The sequence below is a fragment of the Pedobacter sp. Leaf216 genome (assembly GCF_001421515.1).
Classification (GTDB): Bacteria; Bacteroidota; Bacteroidia; order Sphingobacteriales; family Sphingobacteriaceae; genus Pedobacter.
The window spans coordinates 467006-489872 of the sequence record NZ_LMKM01000023.1 but is presented as its reverse complement, the minus strand read 5'-3'; the positions used below and the strand labels follow the sequence as shown (position 1 = coordinate 489872).

Annotated in this window: 28 protein-coding genes; 24 read left to right on the top strand and 4 right to left on the bottom strand. The window is 37.2% G+C overall.

What is annotated here, in order from left to right; translation table 11 throughout:
* The first annotated feature begins 4 nt into the window (after positions 1–4).
* The 9 genes from ASE74_RS17335 (at position 5) to glmS (ending at position 9121) form a co-directional block, all read left to right on the top strand.
* Positions 5–976, top strand: coding sequence for a hypothetical protein (locus ASE74_RS17335; protein WP_055911692.1), 972 nt, complete (start codon positions 5–7; stop codon positions 974–976).
* On the top strand, positions 973–1467 hold the full coding sequence (locus tag ASE74_RS17330; RefSeq protein WP_055911689.1) for a GNAT family N-acetyltransferase: 495 nt from the start codon (positions 973–975) through the stop codon (positions 1465–1467). Before ASE74_RS17335 ends, ASE74_RS17330 begins: the two co-directional genes overlap by 4 nt.
* Positions 1468–1505: 38 nt before the next feature.
* Complete coding sequence (locus tag ASE74_RS17325) at positions 1506–2543, top strand: GNAT family N-acetyltransferase (protein WP_055911686.1); 1038 nt, start codon at positions 1506–1508, stop codon at positions 2541–2543.
* Positions 2544–2570: 27 nt separating this feature from the next.
* Positions 2571–3629, top strand: a complete 1059-nt coding sequence (locus tag ASE74_RS17320) for a GNAT family N-acetyltransferase (RefSeq protein WP_055911683.1) — start codon at positions 2571–2573, stop codon at positions 3627–3629.
* A 36-nt stretch (positions 3630–3665) separates the two neighbouring features.
* Positions 3666–5594, top strand: a complete 1929-nt coding sequence (locus ASE74_RS17315; protein WP_055911680.1) for a nucleoside-diphosphate sugar epimerase/dehydratase — start codon at positions 3666–3668, stop codon at positions 5592–5594.
* 127 nt (positions 5595–5721) lie between these two features.
* The gene (locus tag ASE74_RS17310; protein ID WP_055911676.1) at positions 5722–6138 is read left to right on the top strand and encodes a helix-turn-helix domain-containing protein; all 417 of its coding nucleotides are present in this window, start codon (positions 5722–5724) and stop codon (positions 6136–6138) included.
* Between the two features lie 160 nt (positions 6139–6298).
* Positions 6299–6856, top strand: coding sequence for a hypothetical protein (locus tag ASE74_RS17305; protein ID WP_055911673.1), 558 nt, complete (start codon positions 6299–6301; stop codon positions 6854–6856).
* 42 nt (positions 6857–6898) lie between these two features.
* Positions 6899–7198, top strand: coding sequence for a hypothetical protein (locus ASE74_RS17300; RefSeq protein ID WP_055911670.1), 300 nt, complete (start codon positions 6899–6901; stop codon positions 7196–7198).
* Between the two features lie 84 nt (positions 7199–7282).
* On the top strand, positions 7283–9121 hold the full coding sequence (gene glmS, locus ASE74_RS17295; RefSeq protein WP_055911666.1) for a glutamine--fructose-6-phosphate transaminase (isomerizing): 1839 nt from the start codon (positions 7283–7285) through the stop codon (positions 9119–9121).
* A gap of 330 nt (positions 9122–9451) precedes the next feature.
* On the opposite strand, the gene ASE74_RS17290 is transcribed toward glmS, so the two are convergent.
* Positions 9452–10465, bottom strand: a complete 1014-nt coding sequence (locus tag ASE74_RS17290) for a zinc-binding alcohol dehydrogenase family protein (RefSeq protein WP_055911664.1) — start codon at positions 10463–10465, stop codon at positions 9452–9454.
* 123 nt (positions 10466–10588) lie between these two features.
* Here ASE74_RS17290 and ASE74_RS17285 point away from each other — a divergent pair, with 123 nt between their 5' ends.
* Positions 10589–11428, top strand: a complete 840-nt coding sequence (locus ASE74_RS17285) for an AraC family transcriptional regulator (RefSeq protein WP_055911661.1) — start codon at positions 10589–10591, stop codon at positions 11426–11428.
* A gap of 213 nt (positions 11429–11641) precedes the next feature.
* Here the strand turns inward: ASE74_RS17285 and ASE74_RS17280 are convergent, their stop codons facing one another.
* On the bottom strand, positions 11642–12121 hold the full coding sequence (locus tag ASE74_RS17280; RefSeq protein ID WP_235526143.1) for a DUF1810 domain-containing protein: 480 nt from the start codon (positions 12119–12121) through the stop codon (positions 11642–11644).
* Positions 12122–12245: 124 nt separating this feature from the next.
* On the opposite strand from ASE74_RS17280, the gene ASE74_RS17275 reads away from it, so the two are divergent.
* The 11 genes from ASE74_RS17275 (at position 12246) to uraH (ending at position 19743) form a co-directional block, all read left to right on the top strand.
* Positions 12246–12515: a hypothetical protein gene (locus ASE74_RS17275; RefSeq protein ID WP_055911658.1), complete on the top strand. Its 270-nt coding sequence runs from the start codon at positions 12246–12248 to the stop codon at positions 12513–12515.
* Between the two features lie 231 nt (positions 12516–12746).
* Positions 12747–13001 (top strand): hypothetical protein, encoded by a 255-nt coding sequence (locus ASE74_RS17270; protein WP_055911655.1) that lies wholly within the window; start codon positions 12747–12749, stop codon positions 12999–13001.
* Between the two features lie 186 nt (positions 13002–13187).
* On the top strand, positions 13188–13445 hold the full coding sequence (locus ASE74_RS17265; RefSeq protein WP_055911652.1) for a SemiSWEET family sugar transporter: 258 nt from the start codon (positions 13188–13190) through the stop codon (positions 13443–13445).
* A gap of 61 nt (positions 13446–13506) precedes the next feature.
* Positions 13507–14283 (top strand): OBAP family protein, encoded by a 777-nt coding sequence (locus tag ASE74_RS17260; RefSeq protein WP_055911650.1) that lies wholly within the window; start codon positions 13507–13509, stop codon positions 14281–14283.
* Between the two features lie 169 nt (positions 14284–14452).
* Positions 14453–14671 carry a hypothetical protein gene (locus tag ASE74_RS17255; RefSeq protein WP_055911647.1) on the top strand — a complete coding sequence of 73 codons (219 nt, stop codon included), beginning with the start codon at positions 14453–14455 and terminating at the stop codon, positions 14669–14671.
* 133 nt (positions 14672–14804) lie between these two features.
* Positions 14805–16199, top strand: coding sequence for a DASH family cryptochrome (locus ASE74_RS17250; RefSeq protein ID WP_055911644.1), 1395 nt, complete (start codon positions 14805–14807; stop codon positions 16197–16199).
* Between the two features lie 195 nt (positions 16200–16394).
* Positions 16395–16790 (top strand): DUF805 domain-containing protein, encoded by a 396-nt coding sequence (locus ASE74_RS17245; RefSeq protein WP_082458829.1) that lies wholly within the window; start codon positions 16395–16397, stop codon positions 16788–16790.
* A 265-nt stretch (positions 16791–17055) separates the two neighbouring features.
* A complete protein-coding gene (locus tag ASE74_RS17240) occupies positions 17056–18114 on the top strand; it encodes a hypothetical protein (RefSeq protein ID WP_055911641.1) in 1059 nt (352 codons plus the stop codon).
* A gap of 45 nt (positions 18115–18159) precedes the next feature.
* Positions 18160–18729 carry a Crp/Fnr family transcriptional regulator gene (locus ASE74_RS17235; RefSeq protein WP_055911638.1) on the top strand — a complete coding sequence of 190 codons (570 nt, stop codon included), beginning with the start codon at positions 18160–18162 and terminating at the stop codon, positions 18727–18729.
* A gap of 51 nt (positions 18730–18780) precedes the next feature.
* Positions 18781–19332: a heme-binding protein gene (locus ASE74_RS17230; RefSeq protein WP_055911635.1), complete on the top strand. Its 552-nt coding sequence runs from the start codon at positions 18781–18783 to the stop codon at positions 19330–19332.
* 3 nt (positions 19333–19335) lie between these two features.
* Positions 19336–19743: a hydroxyisourate hydrolase gene (gene uraH / locus ASE74_RS17225; RefSeq protein ID WP_157255464.1), complete on the top strand. Its 408-nt coding sequence runs from the start codon at positions 19336–19338 to the stop codon at positions 19741–19743.
* Positions 19744–19849: 106 nt separating this feature from the next.
* Here uraH and ASE74_RS24785 read toward each other — a convergent pair whose 3' ends face one another.
* Entirely contained in the window at positions 19850–20005 is a 156-nt protein-coding gene (locus ASE74_RS24785) for a hypothetical protein (protein ID WP_157255463.1), read from the bottom strand.
* Positions 20006–20206: 201 nt separating this feature from the next.
* A complete protein-coding gene (locus ASE74_RS17220; protein ID WP_055911625.1) occupies positions 20207–21061 on the bottom strand; it encodes a hypothetical protein in 855 nt (284 codons plus the stop codon).
* 143 nt (positions 21062–21204) lie between these two features.
* On the opposite strand from ASE74_RS17220, the gene ASE74_RS17215 reads away from it, so the two are divergent.
* From ASE74_RS17215 to ASE74_RS17205, 3 genes are all read left to right on the top strand, one after another.
* Complete coding sequence (locus tag ASE74_RS17215; protein ID WP_055912018.1) at positions 21205–21753, top strand: lipocalin family protein; 549 nt, start codon at positions 21205–21207, stop codon at positions 21751–21753.
* A gap of 71 nt (positions 21754–21824) precedes the next feature.
* On the top strand, positions 21825–22385 hold the full coding sequence (locus ASE74_RS17210) for a DapH/DapD/GlmU-related protein (RefSeq protein WP_055911622.1): 561 nt from the start codon (positions 21825–21827) through the stop codon (positions 22383–22385).
* Positions 22386–22514: 129 nt separating this feature from the next.
* Positions 22515–22832 (top strand): DUF6660 family protein, encoded by a 318-nt coding sequence (locus ASE74_RS17205; RefSeq protein ID WP_055911619.1) that lies wholly within the window; start codon positions 22515–22517, stop codon positions 22830–22832.
* Positions 22833–22867: the final 35 nt, after the last annotated feature.

Genomic DNA, 22867 nt, shown 5'->3' with positions numbered 1-22867 from the left:
TACAATGGAAACAATAACGCATGCAGCCAAAACAATTGGAGGCTATATACCACTCGAATTATCAAAAGGAGCAGTTTATTATCCAAATTTAATTGCCCTTAACACAGGTAGGAATGCTTTGGAATATATCCTGAGGATAAGAAAGTACACCAGTATTTACCTGCCATACTTTACCTGTGGAGTTTTGTTGGAGCCCTTAAAAAAATTAAATGTAAAGTATCATTTTTACCATATAGACGAGGATTTAGATCCGGTAATTGATTTCGAAATTGGCGAACGAAGCTGTTTCCTTTACACCAATTATTTTGGGATAAAAACTGCTACCGTTAAAAGGTTGGCTAAAGAGATTAAACATCTGATTATTGACAATGCACAGGCCTTTTTTTGTGAGCCTATAGCAAATTGCGACACTTTTTATTCCTGTAGAAAGTTTTTTGGCGTACCCGATGGTGCGTACCTTAATATTTCTACCCAACTCGGTTTAAGTTTAAAACAAGATCAATCTACAGACCGTTTTTCGCACCTGATTAAAAGTATCGATCTAAATATTGAGGAAGGTTATGCCGATTATATTGCAAATAACAATGTGCTTTGCCATAACGAAATCAAAAAGATGTCTGTTTTAACAGCAACAATCCTGGCCAGCATTGATTATGAAAAATGTGCTCAAATCAGAAAGAGCAATTTTGCTTACCTCGATGAGCATTTAGGTGAGGAAAATATTTTAAGGCTAAATTTCTCAGGCGATGATGTTCCGATGATTTATCCGCTTCTGCTAGAAGATCCTTCCATAAAAAAGCAGCTCATCAATCAAAAAATTTTTGTGGCTACGTATTGGCCCAATGTTTTTGAATGGGCCAATGCAGATAGTTTTGAATTTTTCCTGGCGGCAAATCTGGTTTCAATACCAATCGATCATCGCTACAGCTTAGCAGATATGGCCCTGATAGTTAAAGCATTAAAGCAACTGATATGACCACGGAAATTTACCTTAGGCCATTGGCATTGAAAGATGCAGAGGTATCGTACAGATGGCGGAATGACCCTGAAGTATGGTTATATACCAAATTTATGCTTAAACAACCCATCACGGCCGAAATTGAGAAACAATGGTTACTGAATAAGCTTGATTTAACAAATGAAAAACGTTTTGCCATTTGTGTAAAAAACACAAACGAATATATCGGCAATATTCAGCTGCTTGATATTGCAAATGAAACCGCCGAATTCCATCTTTTTATTGGCGAAAAAAAATACTGGGGCAAGGGTATTGGCTACCATGCATCGTTAATGCTGCTTAAATATGCCTTTTATAACCTTAACCTTAAAAATGTGTTTTTAGAAGTGCATGCAGAGAATTTGGCAGCATATTCAATTTATAAAAAAGTTGGCTTTCAACCTGTTTCACAACAATCAGATTTTATAAAAATGGTAATTAATGCTTCAGTTCTAGCAACCATACATTAATCTATCCTGTAAAGAAAAACAATAAATACAACTTCCAAATGAGAAAGATTATTACAATTGATAATAAGCAAGAATGGTCTGACTATGTAAGACGTGCGCTTCACTACGATTTTTATCACACCTGGTATTACCATTCATTAGATAAAAGTGGCCTGCCAATATTATTTGTATACGAAGAAGATGAAAACTTTATTGCATTTCCGCTTTTAAAACGAAATATTCCGGGCTCCGATTTTTTTGATTTTACCTCTGTTTATGGATATACAGGCCCAATATCCAACATGGATTTTGAATTCCTCGACGATGATTTTATGGAGCGTTTTAAAACATCTTTTGTCGGTTTTTTAGAAACAGGGCAAAATGTAACGGTTTTTTCGAGGTTACATCCATTTTTTAACCAGGAAAGGTTGATGGAGAAGTTTTCGGGCGTACATGCAAATGGGAAAACCGTTGCGATTGATTTAACCACAACAATTGAAAGCCAGCGTGCAGGTTACCGAAAAAGTGTAAAAGAAAAAATAAGGCGTTTACGCAAGCGCGATTACGAAGTCAAAATTTCTACTGATATTAATGACGCAAGCATATTTTCTGAAATATATACAGAAAATATGATCCGCATTGGGGCCAAAGATCACTATCTTTTTAACAATGCATATTTTGTGGCACTGCTTTCTTCGGATGAGTTTGACAGTAAACTTTTTCTGGTGTACAAAGATGGTATAGCCATTTCGGGGGCGATTGTGGTTTGTACCAATGAAATTATGCAGGTACACCTGCTGGCCACTAAAACTACTTACCTGTTCGAGTCTCCTGCAAAATTATTAACAGATGAAATTACCGTAATCGGCAGGCAGCTTGGCTTTAAGTATTTTAACCTGGGTGGTGGGGTTAACTTTAAAGAAGATAACCTCTTTGGCTGGAAAATGGGTTTTTCTAATTTATGCTTCGAATTTAACAGTTGGCGTTACATTGCCAATAACGATTTATACAATAGTTTATTAAATGAAAGATCGCTTGATCCTTTCTCAAACATCGATTTTTTTCCACTCTACCGTAGTCCCATAATTGCTTCTTAATCAATTAAGTTTTTTTAAAACACTGTTATGCAGATTGAAAATAATGCTACCGGTACTGCTTTACAATTTACGTTAAAACAAAAAGACGATTGGATAAAGTATGTTAAGCTTGCTGCGGATTATGATTTTTATCATTCCTGGCATTATCATTCTTTAGCAGCAAATGGTAACCCCATTTTATTTGTATATGCAGAGGCGGGTAATTTTATTGCCATCCCGTTATTGGAACGTGCCATTCCGGATACCATCTATTATGATCTGCACTGTGTTTATGGTTATACCGGACCAATTTCGAACTTAAAGTTTGCCGATTTGGATGATGGCTTAATGGATAATTTTTTAAATGCTTTTTTTCTATTTCTAGATAAAGGCAATTACATATCGGTTTTTTCAAAATTACATCCGTTTTTCAGCCAGAATGAACTTTTGCAGCGAACTGAGGGTTTATTTGAGAATGGAAAAACCATCGCCATTAATTTACAGCAAAATATAGAAGAACAGCGTAAACAATACAGGCAAACCACAAGAGATAGCATTAAAAAGTGCCGCAAATTTGGTTATGTTGCTGTAGAAAGTAAGTTGCAACCTGATATTGCTGCTTTTGCCAAACTTTATCAATCAAACATGACCCGCATCAGTGCGGCAGATTTTTACCTTTTTGATGAAGCATATTTTACAAACCTTATTCACTCCACCGAATTCGACTGTAAACTGATCTTAATTTATGCTAACCAAGATATTGTTTGCGGAAGTATTATTATGTGTACCAACGGCATTATACAGGGCCACTTAATTGCTACCAATGCCATTTACCTTAAAAACTCCCCGGCCAAGTTTTTAGTGGATGAAGTGAGTGAACTCGGGCGGAAATGGAATATGAAATACTACCACTTAGGTGGTGGCCTTGCTTTTAAAGAAGATTCCCTTTTCGAATGGAAATTGGGCTTTTCCAATATGGTTTTAGATTATTATAGTTGGCGTTATGTTGCCAATAAAGCCGTTTACAATCAATTGGTAGAAAACTCGGGTAACCATTTGCAAAGCAATGCAGATTTTTTTCCCCTTTACAGAATGATCCCTCACTAAACCAAACCTTACACAAATATTTAATGATTCTCAATTATGAAAAAGATTTTTTTTCCAGATAAAGCGCACTCAAGATGGTTGATTTTACTGATCGATCAGTTAATTGTGGTTTGGACATTGTTTGTATCAATCGTATTAACCAATACTTTGAGCTATGCAGATGTATTTAGCTCCAGCAACTCCATTTATGTAGCCTTATATTGCTTTATTGCGGCCGGTGTTTTTATGTCGTTGAGGATCCATACCGGTATCATCCGCTATTCCAATACTGAAGATATTTTGCGGGTTTTTATGGCTGTTTTTGTAACCAGTTTACTTTTTATAAGCGTAAACAAAATCTTGTCTCAACGGTTTCAATTGCTTTGGAGCCAGATGGATAAGGCCTTGATCCTGAACTTTTTTATCTCTTCATCACTACTTATTCTTTTAAGGATTTTGGTAAAAGGCGTATTCTTGTTTTTTAAAGAGCTTAAATCAGAAACCAAAGAAAATATTTTAATTTATGGTTCAGAAAAAAAGGCAATCCTTATTAAAAAGGCAATAGAGCAGAATGAAGATTCAGATTTGAATGTTGTTGGCTTTATTGATGATAACAGAGATCGGGTAGACAAATACCTCGAACAGAAAAAAGTTTATCATTCGTGCTCAGTTGAACTTTTGAAAGATAAACACAGCATTAAAAAAATTCTGTTTGCCGAAGATGCACTGAATACGCTGAATAAAAAGAAAATTATCGATATCTGCGTTAACCAGGGCATTAAAGTAATTATGGTGCCCCCATCAGATAAGTGGCTTTATGGCAAATTGGATGCCCATCAATTAAGGGATTTAAAAATTGAAGACCTTTTGGAGCGCGAACCAATTAAGCTGAACAAGAAAAATATCCTTAAAGATTTAAGCGGGAAATGTATTTTGGTAACGGGTGCTGCGGGCTCAATTGGCTCAGAAATTGTTCGCCAGGCTTTGCAGTATAATCCTAAAACTGTTGTTTTGTGCGATCAGGCCGAAACTCCGCTTCACGATTTAAAACTCGAACTCGAAGATAATTTTCAATCGGCCAACGTGAAAATTTTTATGGCCAATGTGCAGAATGTAAACCGCATCAGAACGTTGTTTGAACTCTATAAACCCGAAATTGTGTTTCATGCGGCAGCCTACAAACATGTACCCATGATGGAGGATAACCCTGCCGAAGCCGTTTTAACCAACGTATTGGGCACAAAAAACATGGCAGATGTATCAATGGAATATAATGTAGAAAAATTTGTAATGATTTCTACCGATAAAGCTGTAAAACCGACCAATGTTATGGGCGCATCCAAACGCCTTGCAGAAATCTATATTCAATCTTTAAACAGTCCTGAAATATTAGCCAATGGCGAAATTACTACCCAAGCATCCAGTACCCGTTTCGTAACTACCCGTTTCGGCAATGTATTGGGCTCCAACGGATCGGTAATTCCAAGGTTTAAAACCCAGATTGAAAAAAGAGGTCCGATTACTGTAACCGATCCAGAAATTACGCGGTATTTTATGACCATCCCTGAAGCCGTTCAGCTGGTGATGGAAGCCGGAGCAATGGGAAAGGGAGGCGAGATATTTCTTTTTGATATGGGCAAGCCCGTTAAAATTGTAGATCTGGCTGTAAATATGATCAAATTGGCAGGTTTAACACCTTATGCCGATATTGATATTGTGTTTACAGGTTTAAGGCCAGGAGAAAAACTTTACGAAGAACTTTTGCTAATGGAAGAAGAAATTATGGCAACCCACCATCCTAAAATAAAAATTTCTCAAAAAGTAGCATATAATTACCTCTATGTTAACCAGATTATTAAAGATCTTATTGTGCTCAACAACAATGGAAATGATTTAAACATGGTAAAGAAAATGAAAGAAATTATACCAGATTACATCAGCAACAACTCACGTTACGAAGAGTTGGATCTGTTGGTGGCCAATTAACTACCGTAAAATCACCCTAATAAAATTATTTAGTATTAGTTATCTAAATAATTATTAAATTGCATCAAGTAGTCGTCCCAGATTGTTGATCGAGTTTAAATGTTTATTTTAAATTAAATTAACTGCTATGAGTTTAAATGTAGGCCAGGTTCTTGAGCGTGTTGTACGCCGGGATAGAATGGGAATAAGTGAATTATCCCGTAAATTGAATGTAAGTAGAAGAACCATTTACAATTGGTTTGATCAAAAAAGCTTAAACCCTGAAATTATCTGGAAAGTGGGTACCGTAATCGGTCATGATTTTTCTGTAGAATTACCAGAAACCTTTTCTAAAAGTGGAAATCAGCTTAACGAAGCTTTCGATACCCATACTGAAGATTACACAAAAGGCGATCCCAATTCTGTTTATTTCTGGATGAACAAATACATTAAGCTGCTGGAAAAATATAATGAAATATTAAGCCACACCAATCTTGAAAAAAACGCTTCCGAAACAGTGGCCCATCACACCATGCCCAGAAACAACCACCGTACAATTTCTTAATACCAACTTATTATCTTTTAGTTTCCATTAAAAATTCAATATATCCCTTTGAGTTTGCAGCCCTGCAGGCTCTTTTTTAATTAGTATTTATCTCTCTAAGCACATGCGCCATAAATTTTTTTATGGTGCTGGATTTCTATTCACTAAATTTTTTTGAATCATGAAAACAATTAACGCGTTAACTCTACTGTTATCACTATTTATTTTTCAGGGCGCTAAAGCCCAATCTCAGGTTTATGGTGGCACAGGTATCCGGTATTCTGTAGGTATCGAAACCGGCCTTGCAACTGGTTATTTGGCCGATAAATATGAAGCTCCACTGGGTGTTTCAGCTCAGGCGGAGTTTCCAATAACCGAAAGCATACTTTATGCTACCGTAAATACCGGTTTCAATAACATTTTTGCATCTGCCAGCTATGCGCATTTGGTAGACGATTTAAAACTTGTGCCCTTTAAAGCAGGACTAAAATATTTTTACCGGAGCAATCTTTATCTCCAATCTGAAATTGGTTTTTCCTTCCTGCTCAACAAAGCAGATTGCGTTGAAGGAAAAAATGCAGCCTTTGTTTATGCACCGCAGGTTGGAATGATATTTTACCTGCACGATAGCAATTATATCGATGCCGGGCTACGCTTTGAAAGCAATGGCAAATTCTACCTCTGCGATCATACCAACAACTTTGTTGGTTTCAGAATTGCCTGGGGCTTCAGCCTGTAAAAAGGTGAGGTGCCTCAGTGATCATCTTTAATCGCTTTATACATGAAAGCAAGTATACAGTACAATACCATGAATGGGTTGTGGATCCTTTTTATCGACTGCAAATACGAAGATTCGCCTAAGTATATCAGGATGATTACGAAAATTATAATCAAAATGCTCTCCGGAACAATTATTTCCGGTAACAGGCGCAGGGTTAGATCCGGGCGACATTATCTGATTCATGAGCATGTGGTAGAACTGCACACCGATGAGTGGTTTCCATTGGTTTTGGCCAGTGATAGAAAAGAACTCCTGGAAGGTATAAAGTCTATTTTTATGGATATGAGCGGCAAAAAGTAACAGCCAGTTGAGCATTTTATTAAAATAACCGTGCAAAGCGGTTGCGGAATAAAGTAAATTTCAATAACAACTAATTAAAAAATTATGTGCGGAATTATAGGTTACATCGGTTTTAGAGCGGCATGGCCAGTTGTATTAAAAGGTTTAAAACGGTTAGAATACCGTGGTTATGATAGTGCAGGCATTACTGTAATGAATGGCCTAAAGCAAAATATGTACAAAAAGGCAGGTAAGGTTTCTGTTTTAGAAGATTATGCCAAAAATTTCGATTGCACAGGTAATGTTGGAATGGGACATACTCGCTGGGCCACCCACGGACAGCCATCTGATCGTAATTCGCATCCTCATACCTCAAATAATAAACAACTTTCCATCATCCATAACGGAATAATCGAAAATTATGCAACCCTTAAAGAAGAGCTTTTAACCAGAGGACATCAGTTTAGTAGCGATACAGATACAGAGGTTTTAATTCATCTGATTGAAGAAATACAGATCATGGAAGGTACCGATTTACTAGAATCTGTTCGTTTGGCCTTAAACGAGGTAGTAGGTGCCTATGCAATTGTGGTTATGGATAAGCGGACTCCAGATTGTTTGGTCGTTGCACGTAAAGGCAGTCCGATGGTAATTGGTGTAGGCAGTGGCGAATATTTTATTGCTTCTGATGCCACACCCATTATAGAATATACCAAAAATGTAATCTACCTGAATGATAATGAAGTTGCTATAATTAGTAAAAGCGAACTTTTGATCAAACGCCTGGATAACGTTATTCAAACACCAACCATACAGGAATTAAACATGAAACTCGAGATGCTGGAAAAAGGCGGGTTCGATCATTTTATGCTGAAAGAAATTTTTGAACAGCCCCGTTCCATTCAGGATTGTATGCGCGGACGTATTTACCCGCAACAAGGCAAGGTACAATTGGGCGGGATTAAAGAATTTGCCGAAAAACTTAAAAATATAGACCGGATTATTATTGTGGCCTGTGGTACCTCCTGGCATGCGGGTTTGGTAGGCGAATACCTGATAGAGGAGTACGCAAGGATACCTGTAGAAGTAGAGTATGCCTCCGAATTTAGGTACCGTAATCCCATTATAACAGAAAAAGATGTGGTTATTGCCATTTCTCAATCTGGCGAAACGGCAGATACCATGGCAGCGATTGAGATGGCTAAAGAAAAAGGAGCAACCATTTTTGGCATATGCAATGTTGCCGGAGCTTCTATACCGAGGTTAAGTCATGCCGGAGTTTACACCCATGCCGGACCAGAAATTGGAGTAGCCTCAACCAAAGCTTTTACCGCACAGGTAACGGTTTTAACCTTAATGGCCTTTTACATTGCCCAGCAAAAAGGAACCATCAGTAAAGAGAAATTAGTAAGCCTACTTGCCGAATTGGAAAATATTCCGAACAAAGTTCAGGAGGCTTTGGCGGCCAACGAGTTGGTTAAATACATTGCAGCTGAGATAAAAGAATCGAGCAACTGCCTGTTTTTAGGCCGGGGCAGTGGTTTCCCTGTAGTGCTGGAGGGTGCTTTAAAACTCAAAGAAATATCATACATCCATGCTGAAGGTTATCCTGCGGCAGAAATGAAACACGGACCAATTGCATTGATTGATGAGCAAATGCCGGTTATTTTTATTGCTACGCACAATTCATCTTACGAAAAAGTAATCAGCAATATTCAGGAGGTTAAGGCACGTAAAGGAATTGTAATTGCCATTGTAACCAAAGGAGATACAAAGGTACGGGATATGGTTGATTACTTTATCGAAATACCCGATGCGGATGAAGCTTTTTTACCACTGTTGGCCACCATTCCATTGCAATTGCTGGCCTATCATATAGCTGTAATGAGGGGTTGTAATGTTGATCAGCCAAGAAATTTGGCAAAATCGGTTACAGTAGAATAATTTTTTAATAATATTCGGGAAGGTTGCTCCGAAAGGAGTGGCCTTTTCTTGTTTTCGGGCAAATGTAAACGACAACCATACTTATTTAATAACATTTATCATGTTGCTAGTCTGAAGCCTGTTAAATACATGAAGAAATCAAACTTTTAATATCGATGGATTTCATTAAAGCAATCGCCACTGCTCAGGAACGAAGCAATCTTAAAGTACACGCTTGGTAGCGATCGTTGTAGGATTGCTTCGTTGGCTGAAAAAGCCGGCTCGCAATGATGAATCCGTGTTTACTTTCATCCGAAGTCAACACTTAAATTTAGCGGCAATCGTTACTTCTTAATATTCGATTACAACCTTACCAATTGTTTTTCCGCTTTCTAACAAACGGTGTGCTTCCTTCAAATTTTCAACTTTAAACCCTTTTAATGTGGTTTTTAAAGTTGCCTGAAGCGTACCATTATCCAGCAGTGCCGCCATTTTATTTAAAATACGGTGTTGCTCCTCCATATCTTCTGTTTGGTACATCGAACGGGTATACATCAGTTCCCATGAAAACGTAACACTTTTGTTTTTTAGTTTATTCAGTACAATTGGGGTGGCAGAGCCGGTTATAGAAACAATATGTCCCTGCGGCTTTATCAATTCTACTATGGCATCCCAATAGCTGTTTAAGTCAACAAAATCAAGCACAAAATCTACTTCCTTGTAACCTGCCAGCCGTATTTCTTCAATTAAGTTGTTGTGGTTAACCACCAAATCTGCACCCATAGCCTTACACCATTCTTTGGTTTCATTGCGCGAGGCAGTGGTAATTACCTTTAATCCGCTTATTTTTTTTGCAAGCTGAATTGCAATTGAACCTACGCCACCAGCTCCTCCAATAATCAGTATACTTTTTCCTTTGTCCTTTTCAGCATCAATACGGATGCGGTCGTAAAGCGATTCCCATGCGGTTAGGGCAGTTAATGGCATTGCTGCGGCCTCAGCATCACTAAGTTTAGTTGGTTTTGTACCTACAATACGCTCATCTACCAACTGATATTCAGCATTTGATCCGCTGCGGGTTAAATCTCCGGCATAGTATACTTCATCGCCAACTTTGAAAAGTGTAACTGCATCTCCAACAGCTTCCACTGTTCCACTCGCATCCCAGCCAATTATTTTAGGCGTATCAAGTGTGGTATCCTTAGCCCCGCTTTGGCGAATCTTAAAATCAACCGGATTTATACTGATGGCCTTAATCTTTACTAAAATATCACGCCCCTGTGCGGTCGGAATCGGGGTGTCAAATTCGATAAAACTGTCATTTTCTGCAATCGGGAGCGATGTTTTAAATCCTATAGCTTTCATATTATTTACTTATATAAATGTGCAATGCTTAATTATTTTATATAGCAAATATAAACTGATATTGTGTTCATATTCAGTATAAATTTGCTTTTTATTGGTAAATTTGCGCTATATTAAAACGTAATGAATAGAGAAACTATATATAATCCCTACGAAATTGTTTACGAAAAATTAGATGAAAGCCCTAAGTACGGCCATAAACACCTGTTTTTCGAACTGGTTTATATCTTATCAGGCACAGGGAAACAATGTATAAACAACAATAAGTTCGATTACCGGCCTGGCCATATGTTCCTGATTACTCCGGAAGATTGCCATTCGTTTGAAATTGAGACGACTACCGAATTTTTCTTTCTCCGTTTTGGTAATGTGTACATCCGCTCCAAAGATTTTAATACCGGTGATGTACAGCGGATGGAATATATTTTGCAAAATGCAAGTCACCAGGCAGGGTGTATCCTTAAAAACCAATCAGATAAACCTTTTATCAAATCACTTATACAAGCTGTAATTGCAGAACACCTTAACCACGATTTATACAATAAAGAGCTGATTACTAAAATGGTTGATACGATGATTGTAGTGGTTGCCAGAAATATTGCTAAATACATGCCCGCGGCTGTAAAAGAAGATGCTGAAGAAAAAACGTTGGCCTTGCTTAATTATATTCAGGCCAATATTTATAATCCGGAAAAGTTGAGGGCAGAAAAACTAAGTAGAGAATTTGGCATTTCGGAGAACTATTTCGGTAAATATTTTAAAAAACATACCAACGAAACATTACAACAGTACATTGCCAATTTAAGGATAAAACTTATTGAAGCACGTTTACGCTTTAGCAATATGCGGATTAACGAGATTGCCTACGAATTGGGCTTTACAGATGAAAGTCATTTAAATAAATTCTTTAAATCGCAAAAGGGATTGAGTTTGAAAGCTTTTAGAAGTGCTGTTGCAAGTTAATTGTGAATGATTTGTTCTTAGTATCTTCAACATCAATTTAAGCGTTTTTAACCACAGTTAGAGACAGATATACACGGATCTTCATATCTGTGTGCATTCTTTTTATCTGTGGTTAAATTATATTTGCCGGGGATTAGTGCTTTACACCAAAAATACCCCATCCCAAAAGCAATTTAGCTCCTATTAAAACTCCTAAAAATATTAATCAATCTATCAATTTTTATAATAGGATTGTAGCTCCAGAATCCGTTTTGTTTTTAAATCTTTTTCTCCAGAAAAAAACTGATCAATTATCTGGTTAAAAATAGGAGGTGCACCAGGCACAGAAGCGAATAAACTCATGCAAGAACAGAGTTTAACGTCATCCGGACTGCCAAAAATCCTGTGTGCACTAAGGTCTTTGTGGCTTAACAGTTTCTCCGAAATTGCTATAAGCCTTTTACCCAATATTGGGTGAGCTAAATAATCTGAAGCCTGTTGAAGGTCGCGGATGGCATAATATTTAGCCGTATCAGAAAACCCCAATCCCTGAATCTGCGGAAATATGTACCACATCCAATGCGACTGTTTTCTTCCTGAGGTAATTTCATCAAGTGCCCTGGCATAATCACGTTCCTGGGCGGAGATAAATCTTTCCAGTTCCTGCTCATCCAGATTTTTAAGAGATTGCATTTGGTTGGTTGTATTTTTCATAACAGAATTTTAAACTACAATTATTTAACCATATGATTCTTGAAATGGTTTGGAATATTCCACCCAATTTCCGCTTAAAAAACCAAGCTGCTGTTCTTATTGTTGTAATAAAATACTAAAGGCTATGGAAAATTATCAGATCAATATCATTGCAGATAAAGAAATTCATCATTTTAAAGTTATTGAATACCTGCATCATAATGGTCAAAGCTGCAAAGTAAAAGTATTTCAGCAGGGCAAGTTTGTAGCAGCTTTTGAGCCCGATCCGAATAATTTTCTTCACATCTGCCAAAATCCCGCGGGGCTTAATGAAGAACTGCTTCATTTACTGGCTGATAAAATTGAGGCACATCATCCATATGGAATTTATAAAGACCTATCAGAGGAAATATAAAATTAAACTTAAAGGGGATTGATTTTAAACAATTCTGACTCCTTTTTTTATAGAATGCGACCTTAAAACGCGATATATACTGGTTTACACCCGATAATTACCTGTTGGCGGTGCAAAAATACCTGTAATTCAAAAATGCCGAACTTTCAGCAGAATCCGCTTGTCATAATAATAGATATGAAATAAGGGTAACTAAAACTTACAAAACTTCATTCACTTTAATTTATTGTTATGGAATTGCAAAATGAATCGCACAGCGAAGGGAAAATTGCCCGCGTAATCGAAGAACAAACATCAAAGCTGCCATCTGATACCTTTTTATGGGCTTCAATCGCTGCTATGGGTGTTTCATTAACGTTAAAATGCCTTGGTCACCGTCATAATGCTTTATTTGTGGGCCAATGGGCAGCTCCATTTCTGCTATTGGGTATTTACAATAAAATAGTGAAAACCCAAGGACATGATCAACAAGATCCTCAACCGTAACGCAGCAAATACCGAAACGCAAGGCCCCTATATTTTTCCTTTAATCAATTAAATACCTCTTTAGTAATGGCTTATGTTAATGGATAAGAGGAAAAGAAAAGGCATCAGAATATCAAATTCTTATTTGATATTCTGAAATACGTTCGGCGTGCGAACAATTTTTTGAGCTTAAATTTAGCGTAATACATGGATTTAATCGATATCATAGGCATTGTAGCGGGCATCCTTACCTCATCTTCAATTGTTCCGCAGATTGTAAAAACACTTAAAAAGAAAAAGGCTACAGAGGTTTCGGTATTTATGTTTATTGTAATGATGACAGGTAACGCACTTTGGGTATACTATGGTTTCGATAAATCCGACGTTGCAATTATTTCCACCAATTTTTTGGCACTGGGTTTAAACATCACCATGTTGGTGCTAAAATACCGCTATCGATCCTGATTATTAAGAAATTAATCTTCACTGCCAGTTATAACTTACCAAACATTAAATTAAACAGATAATGAAAGCTATTATTTTTAAAGTTTATTGGTTTTTAGTGATTTTTCTGGTTGCCTGCGGCGGAAACAATACAAAATCAAATGTGCAAAGTCCGGGAGATCAGAAAACGGCAAAAGATAATGCCCTGAACAGCGGTGCCGATTTGCTGCAAGATAAACGTCCACTTGCGGGCTTTGATGCCTATCTTGATGGTTTCCACTTTTATAACGGAAACATCAATGCCCAAATGGAGGCACACCACTATGTTAATCAATTAAATGAAGACTTTTACCAGGCCATCATTTTCGATGGGAATGGGCGGGATGCCAAGCTCATGGGGATCGAATATATCATAACGCCTAAATTATTTAAAATGCTTTCTGATGAGGAAAAGTTATTGTGGCACTCGCATCACTATGAAGTAAAATCGGGTTCGCTCATCGCCCCGGGAATTCCTGATGTTGCCGAGCATGAATTAATGGAGAAATTGGTATCAACTTATGGTAAAACCATACATACCTGGCATACAGATCAACAAAGATCACTGCCTGTAGGATCACCGATGGTTATGATGGGCTTTACTAAAAACGGCCAGTTAAAACCCAATCTTTTAGCTTCAAGAGACAAGCGTTTTAAGGTTTCGAGCGAAGAAATTAAGCAGAAAAGGGCAGATATCGCCATGCCAAAGGTAGATCCATTGGCCAATGCATGGGAAAAAGGAAAAATCAGGCAGTTTATTATTTCCAGTGATGCAGACAGTGCCCAAACCAAACATCAGGGAGAAGCGCACATACATTAATATGTATTCTTGCTAATTTATTAAGGTTATTTTTGAGCAAAAATATAAATATCCATTCTTAACAGGAATAAAATGCCGCTATCTACCAAGGCCTAACATATATTCTTAAACTTTAATCACCAGGCCGTGTTGTTATGTTATTCAGTTGAAAAAAACATATCAATTTACAATGGAAAACTTTAATATAATTACGGATGATGGTGAATATACCATCGAACCACAGGAAAACGGTACCTATCGTATTCTTCAGGAAGAAAATAAAATCGGTACAGTATATGCCGAGCCTGGCGATCAAGGTGTTGTTCAATGGCGCACCATGGACGAACTGGATGATCAACTCGTATTGACAATTGGGGAACAAATTACCGAGCATAACAACAGCATTTAGCACCCTGACACAATATTTAAACAGCTTTAATAACCAAAACTTTCTGTTATTAAATTTCTATAACTGATGTTAATGTGCTATATATCAGTTAAATGTTATACAATCTATTTATAAAAGAGTTAAAGTTATTAAAATGGCGAAATGTGGCCTCGTGTGGTTCAAAAATGATTTAAGACTGCACGATAATGAAGCTTTAACCAAAGCGAGTGAAGCGTGTGAAACGCTTGTGTTTTGCTATTGTATAGAAAAAAAAGATTTTGAAATACTTGAGCTTGGTTTCAGAAGGGTAGATGTGGTGAGGTTCAGGTTTTTGGAGCAATCTCTTCTTGATTTAAAAAAGAATTTGAAATCTCTCGGTGTGCATTTAATCATCGGAGAGGTTTCGGCACTTGTTACCATTCCCGAGCTGATTGAAAAATATGGCATTACTGATGTTTATGCCGAAGAAGAATACGCAAGTTATGAGCTGGATTTGGTAAACAAGCTCATCCATGAGCTTCCCAAAACTAATTTTCATTTCTTCTGGGGAAAAACGCTCTATCATCAGGACGATATTCCTTTTTCAATACCAGATATCCCACTAACGAGCAAAGCTTTTAGAATTCCTGTTGGTAATCAGGCTGCCCCACGCAAAACTTTTAGCCGTCCTACACAATTAAATGAGGTTCCGAATATAAAGAACAAGCCTTTTCCTGCTTACAGCATTTATGGATTTGATGAGGATGAATATAAAAATGCAAAGCCTTTGCTTAAAGGTGGCGAAACGGCAGCTTTGGAAAGACTTGAATATTACACCTTTAAATCGGAACTTTTAACAGGATACCGTTGGAGCAGGAATAAATCGGATGGGTTAGACTATAGTTCTAAGTTTTCGCCTTACCTGGCATTAGGCTGCATTTCGGCCAGGGAAATTTATGAAAAGGTAATCGACTACGAAAAAAACGTCAAAAAAAACCAGAGTACATGGTGGCTCGTTTTTGAACTGGTATGGAGGGATTATTTTACCTTTAAGGCCATGCGTTTCGGTTCGTCAATTTTTAAAACCACCGGCTACAAAAATAAGACGATGGAGTGGGAAAATGACGAAGCGAAATTTGATAAGTGGTGTAAAGGTAATACAGGCATTCCTTTTATTGATGCACACATGAGGCAATTGAACCAAACCGGTTACATGAGCAATCGGGGCAGGGTTAACTGTGCAAGTTATTTTGTGCATGATTTAAAGATAAACTGGACCTGGGGTGCAGCTTATTTCGAAGCCAAATTAATCGATTATGATGTAAGCTCAAACTGGATGAACTGGCACATGCAGGCTTTTGAAATTTGGTACACTAACCCCGTTCATCAATCCAATAAATATAAAGCACAGGATTTTATCAGGAAGTGGGTGCCCGAACTATCAGATCGGAATAATATAGAAGTATTAATCCCATGGATATTCGATATTCCTGCTTATCCAAAACCCATCCAGGTATATAAAAAATGGGATAGAGCGATAAATTTAATACAACAATTAAAGGTTAAATAATCAATTGTAACCATTTGTTTATGTGTTACTTATGTTAAATAGAAATTCTCTTGCTGAATTAAATTGGGAGGATGACTCAAGTTTAACAGGCAGTTGCGTTTGTTGGATTTTTTTTTCAGTAAAAAATTTGAGATCAAATTTAATATTTGGTATGTTTAATCAAAATTAACCAGCAAACAAATTAACGCCTCTCCAATGTTTAAAGATCCCTTTTCCTTTTATGGCAGAATCCGCCGTACCGAATTAGCCTTAACACAGATTTTCTACATTATTATTAACTTTTTTGTTATTATCCTGCAAGAAAATAAAACCTTTGGTAGCTGGATTGAAATTACGTTGCTTTTACCGCTCTATCTGTTAATTTCTCAGGGAGCAAAACGCTGCCATGATCTGGGTAAATCGGGCTGGTGGCAGTTGATTCCTTTCTATGCAATTTTTATGTTTTTTGCAGCTGGTGATTATGGGCCAAATGAGTATGGTGATAATCCCAAGGGAGAAGGGAATGATAATTTTGATGCCTTTGGCTATGATTTTAAATCAGGTAAAATGGCAGAAGCTAATGCAAATAATATACCCCAAGAGTTGGATTAAAAAAATACATTAAAGCTACATAATCAACCATTTAGGTATATGGTATGTACAACCATATTTTTTGACCTTCTGAATGGATTTACCCTCATAACAGGAATTTCTCTCCCAGGCTAAATTTTATCCATTTCATTAAACAATTCAATTGAGGTAAATCCCAACCATTCTGAATACTGCCATTTAAATTACTCCACATATTAAAATAAATGGCTAAATGTGAAACTATATCCTCTTACGGCTGTTGAACAACCAAATAAAATCAGAAAATATGAGGCATCATTTACAAACAGCTTTAATCCTTTTAATTACATTAACTTTTTCTTTTCAGGCCTGCAAAAAGAAAACGCCAGTTGAAAATCCTCCTGCGCCTACATCACAATTTGATATATATGCAGCTGGGAGAGAGGGTTATGTAGCCAAATACTGGAAAAACGGTAAAGCTGTAAATCTTGATAGTGGTGTCGGCTCATCTGCTGCTAATGCCCTAGCCATAGCTGGTACTGATGTTCATATTGCCGGTTACGAAGTTAATGCACAAGGAAAATATGTGGCCAAATACTGGAAAAACGGAATATCAACCTCACTTACCGATGGTAGCCGTGATGCTTTTGCGAATGACATATTTGTACAAGGAACTGATGTTTACATTGCCGGACAGGAAATTGCACCCGGCAAATCGACCTACCAGGCCAAGTATTGGAAAAACGGTGTGCCGGTTATTTTAACTAATGATACACAGCAGGCCATTGCCACGGGGATAGCCCTGATCGGGAATGATGTTTATGTTATCGGCGAGCGAAGAAACCTTGATTGGCTTAATTCTATCACAGTATATTGGAAAAATGGCCAGCTTTTTGACCTTACCGACAGAACTACAGGTGCTTCAGAGCAGGCAATTACAGTATCTGGAAGCGATTTATATTTATTATGGTCTGAAACTTATAATAACTCCGGCCAGTCGCGAACCAGCTACAGTAAAAATTTAGGTACCCCAATACTGATTAACGATGGTACCCCGGATGTGAGGGGAAACTCGATTTTTGTAAGTGGAAATGATGTTTATGTTGGCGGATCAGGCACTACAAATTTGAATAGTGCAATTATGGCTAAATATTGGAAAAACGGATCTCCAGTTATTTTATCCAACGGACCTGAAAGTGCTTTTGGTTTATCTATTGCAGTTTCGGGTTCTGATGTTTTTGTTGGTGGGTACCGCGATGGAGGTTCAGGATTTGCGCAATATTGGAAAAATGGAACAGTTGTACCCCTAACAGATGGATCACAGGCTGCATTGATAAGTAAAATCGTTGTCATCAAGAAATTTTAATGTAGTATATAAATAGCCAATTATCAATGTCCATAATAATAAATAATGTTCAGTTTATTAAAAACCTTTATAACAGAAAGAAGTGAGGCATCAGAAGCAACACTAAATTTAATCTGCAGTCACTTTAAAATTGTAAAAGCCAAACGCAATGAAATACTTGTTGGTTTTGATGAAGTATGTAATGGATATTATTTTATAAACGAAGGCTGTTTAAGGTTATTTACCTATAGTGATGATGGAAATCCAATTACACGATATTTTGGATTTAAAGGAGGATTCTGTACCGCATTACCAAGTTTCATTCAACAAAAATCTGCTCAGGAATATCTTCAGGCAATAGAAAAATCAGAACTGCTGTACATTAACCACAAGCATTTTTTCCAACTTGTAGATAGCGTTCCTCAATTTGCCATGATTTACCGCGAAATACTTGAACAGGGATTTATCAACGCACAAAAAAGAATTTATGGTTTCCAGGGTTTCGATGCGCTGCAAAAAGTGCGTTGGGCGATTGAATTTCAACCCGATTTTTTAATGCGGTTATCCAATAAAATGGCTGCATCATATTTAGGCATATCGCCATCTACGCTTAGCCGAATAAAAGCCAAAATGTAAATGTTGACCCAGGTCAACGTTTTTGCATAAATAGAGAGTTACCTTGGCTGCATGAAAATAAAGTATCCTTTATGCCTGCTTTTTCTTATTTCCTTAAACAATTTAATTGTTGCCCAGGTTAAAACCGCGAATATAAAACACCACGAAAACCCAGTTTTACCTATCGATCTATATTTTACATCAAATACGCAGCTTACCTTAAAAGCAGCTTATACCTTAACAGAAATTGCAAGAAATGCAGCAGCCACCCTAGGAAAAGATGTTAGTATTGCAATTCTCGATCAATCAGGCGTTACCATATTAATTAGTCGTGGTGATGGGGTAGGCCCACATAATACTGAGGCCGCGCGTAGAAAAGCCTATACGGCACTCTCTACCAAAACAGCAACGCTTGCTCTAGCCAGGAAGGTGAGAGAAGACCACGACAGTGAAAACCTTGCCAATTTACCAGAATTGTTATTGCTAGGAGGCGGAGTGCCTTTGTGGTACGAAAACAAAGTGGTAGGAAGTATTGGTGTGGCAGGAGGCGGAAGTGTTGAAAACGATGATAAAATTGCAAAAGCTGCTTTAGATGCAATTTCAGATATAAACAAAAATAGATAAAAAATGATAAGAATAATTTTAAGTATACTGTTGGCAACAATGCTTCAACTTGCGTATGGGCAGGAGCAAACTTACCAGTTATCAAGCCATATATTGGATGTTTCAACAGGATTACCAGCCCCAGGGGTTACAGTTCAATTAAATAAGTTGAATCCAAAAACCAAAGTGTGGACTTTTGTTGCAGAAAAAGTTACTGATGAACAAGGAAGAATTAAAGATTTTTTGGATCAACGACAGGAAAATACAGGCATTTATAAGCTTACATTTTTAGTGCAGGATTATTTTTCCAATAAAAAAATCAAAAGCTTTTATCCGTTTATTGATGTGGTATTTGAAATAAATGACAAAAAGCATTATCATGTTCCCATCACGCTTTCAGCCTATGGCTACTCTACCTACCGTGGAAGTTAAATCTGATTTCTAAACCTTGGGTTTAAGTATTAATAAAATAGGCACCTTAATTTGCTGCCTGGAAAAATTGAATGTTAGATTTTTCCAGGCAAAGCATTATTTCAATTTATCCGGCAGCAGCTCCGGCAGAGTCACTTTGGTCATCTTCTTCTTCTTCATCTGGTCCTTTTTTGTAAATATTTCCTGCTAAAGTTTCAAAGCTTAATTGCTGAGTAAATTTCTTTTCTGCGTTTCCAAATGATGGTTTGTGGTTCTGGTTCATTTGTTTTAAGTTATCATGGATCGAATAAGCTCGCCCATGCTTAAATTTATATTTATTTATCGACCATTCAAAGTACAAGAGAAAATAATTTCCTAATTATATCGAATTTAAAATGGCTTTAAAATGTTTGGGAAATTCTCTTAAATGTAAGTATCTCGTTTTCAAATAGATTTAGTAATTATTTACCCAATTCATGATGAATCATATTGGAGGATTATTTCCGACGAAATAATGGGTGAATACACTTTTTTTTCTAACCTGCTTATTTCTGCCAGAAGGCGGCGTAACATTAACAACGCTCACATATTTTGTAGGATCGCCTTGTGATTCATAAATGACCACTTCTGCATAATCGGGCTGTCTGATGGCATCAGGATGGTTTTTTAAGATCTCAAAATTTTTATTTCTTAGCTCATTTAAAAACTGGTCCTTATCGGCAACAAATGGAATAAGAGGATTTGGAGTTCTGGCTTTCATCCAAGCATCATTCAACTCAGAAAAGGGCTTGCTTACCTGTCCATTCCAAGCTACAACCAAACTTCCGCCTATAATCACTAAAAATTCTCCCAACCAGATTATCCAAAGTAAAATCCCGGAAACATTACCACTTCCCTGAATGCTAAAGGTGCCAACGTTGTTTAGCGCCATTATTTCGCGAAACAGAATACCGGGATGTAAAAATAAGAAGCCCATATCTGCAAGTAACTGTTTCAGCTCAGCAGAACTTTGGTTAAAAGTAAAGCCCTTTTGGCTGTACATTACGGCATCGAAGAAAACCCATTGCATATAAAATGCCAACAAACCACAAACACAAGCAATAACCACAGCCGCCTTTAAGTTCCTTATTTTTCCTATTCGGATTCCCAGATCAACAGCCAAGCCTAACAACATGCCCAATGAAAACGCACATGTTGCAATAAACCAGATATTTGGAATCAATTGCGACAGAATAATATAAAGTATGGAAAGTAATAAAGAAGCAACGATGCCTATACCAAGGGTAATTAAAATACTGGAAGCAGAGGCATGCCCGGCAGGAGTGTATTTTTGGTCCATATGAGTGTTTTTAGATTTATGTTGAACAACGAGTAAATGAATTTGTTTGTAACTGTAAGTAAAACCCGCCACTAATTGCTTTAATAAGTATTATAATATTAGAAATGGTTAAACCTGGAGGCTACTATTTTGTTAATTGGGTTATGATATTTAAACTTCAAAAATGGCAGCTTGGTCTGGCCATCGGAATTGGTGCAGCAGCTGTGGCTGTTAATTTTGCGGCTTGCGTGTCTATTCCAAAAGGGGCGGTAGCCGTTAGTCCATTCCGTACCGATCGCTATTTGGGTAAATGGTATGAAATTGCACGAATGGATTTTAAATTTGAAAAAAACCTGGATCATGTCACTGCTGAATATTCAAAAAATGCTGACGGATCGATACGTGTGGTAAACAAGGGTTATAATTTTGTTGAAGAGAAATGGAAAGAAAGTGTGGGCAAAGCAAAGCTGGTTAAAGGACAGGAAAGTGCCCGATTGAAAGTTTCCTTTTTTTGGCCCTTTTATGCCGGATACAATGTTATCGCACTTGATCCCGATTATAAATACGCATTGATTGCTGGAAATAACTTAAGCTATCTATGGATTCTTTCCCGTGATAAAGCGGTACCAGAAGAAATTAAAGCCGCCTACCTTAAAAAGGCCCAAAGTTTAGGTTATGATACAAGTAAACTGGTGTGGACTAAGCAGGATTAGATTGATTTGCGACATTAATTTAACTAATCACTTTTTTGTAACCGCTATCTTTGCCGGATAGATATACGATTATGAGTAACACAGATATTTTTGAAAAGTTACGTAATGGAGAAGCCATTTCTCCAAACGATCCGGATGCATATAAGATGTTAGCGGCTTCTTATGCAACAAAAAAGCTTTTGGTTCAAATGAATAATGCCACCGAACCAGAAGAAATCAGAAATTTTTTAAGTCAAATTACAGATGCTGAAATCGACAGCACGGTTAATGTGTTCACACCTTTCTATATAAATTACGGTAAGCATATTAAAATCGGTAAAAATGTTTTCATCAACTTCGACTGTGTGTTTCTGGACTTGGGGGGAATAACCATTGATGACAATGTATTTATCGCTCCAAAAGTTAGTGTATTATCCGAAGGTCATCCTACCTCAATTGAAGATCGCCATACATTAATTCCAAAAGCAATTCACATTAAAAAAAATGCCTGGATAGGTGCAGGAGCAACAATCTTACCTGGAGTAACCATTGGAGAAAATGCCGTTGTTGCTGCCGGAGCAGTTGTTTCTAAAGATATTGCACCAAATACAGTTGTTGGTGGCATACCGGCAAAATTTATAAAAAACATTTAAGCATAAAAAGCTTGTTTTTATTGCAAAAAGTGAAAATATCTTTTTAATCTTTTCTAATTCTCGCCCAATGTGGTCCGCTCTCCGCCAACCACTTTTCCCTTTCCCCAATAATCATTACATTTGCTGGCAATGAGATACTTTGTATTGCTATTTTCTTTTTATCTGATCTTGCTGGGTATTACGCCTTGTCAGGATAGGGAAGATATGCTTACAAATAACCAGTTCGAAACCGTTGTTCATCATGATGCAGCCAAGGGAGAACATGCCGGAGGCGAAATGTGTCCGCCGTTTTGTAGTTGTGCCTGCTGCTCAGTAGCCCGGCATTTTCCTCTTGAAAAAAATGTTGTTGTTATGGCTTCCGTTTTTCAGCAATCTTACCCAGGCTTTTATTGTTCTGATTTAAAAAAACAGCCTGTTGATGTTTGGCAACCGCCTAAACTTGTTTAATCAATAATTTCTTCACCATGGCCCGGCCATAAGTT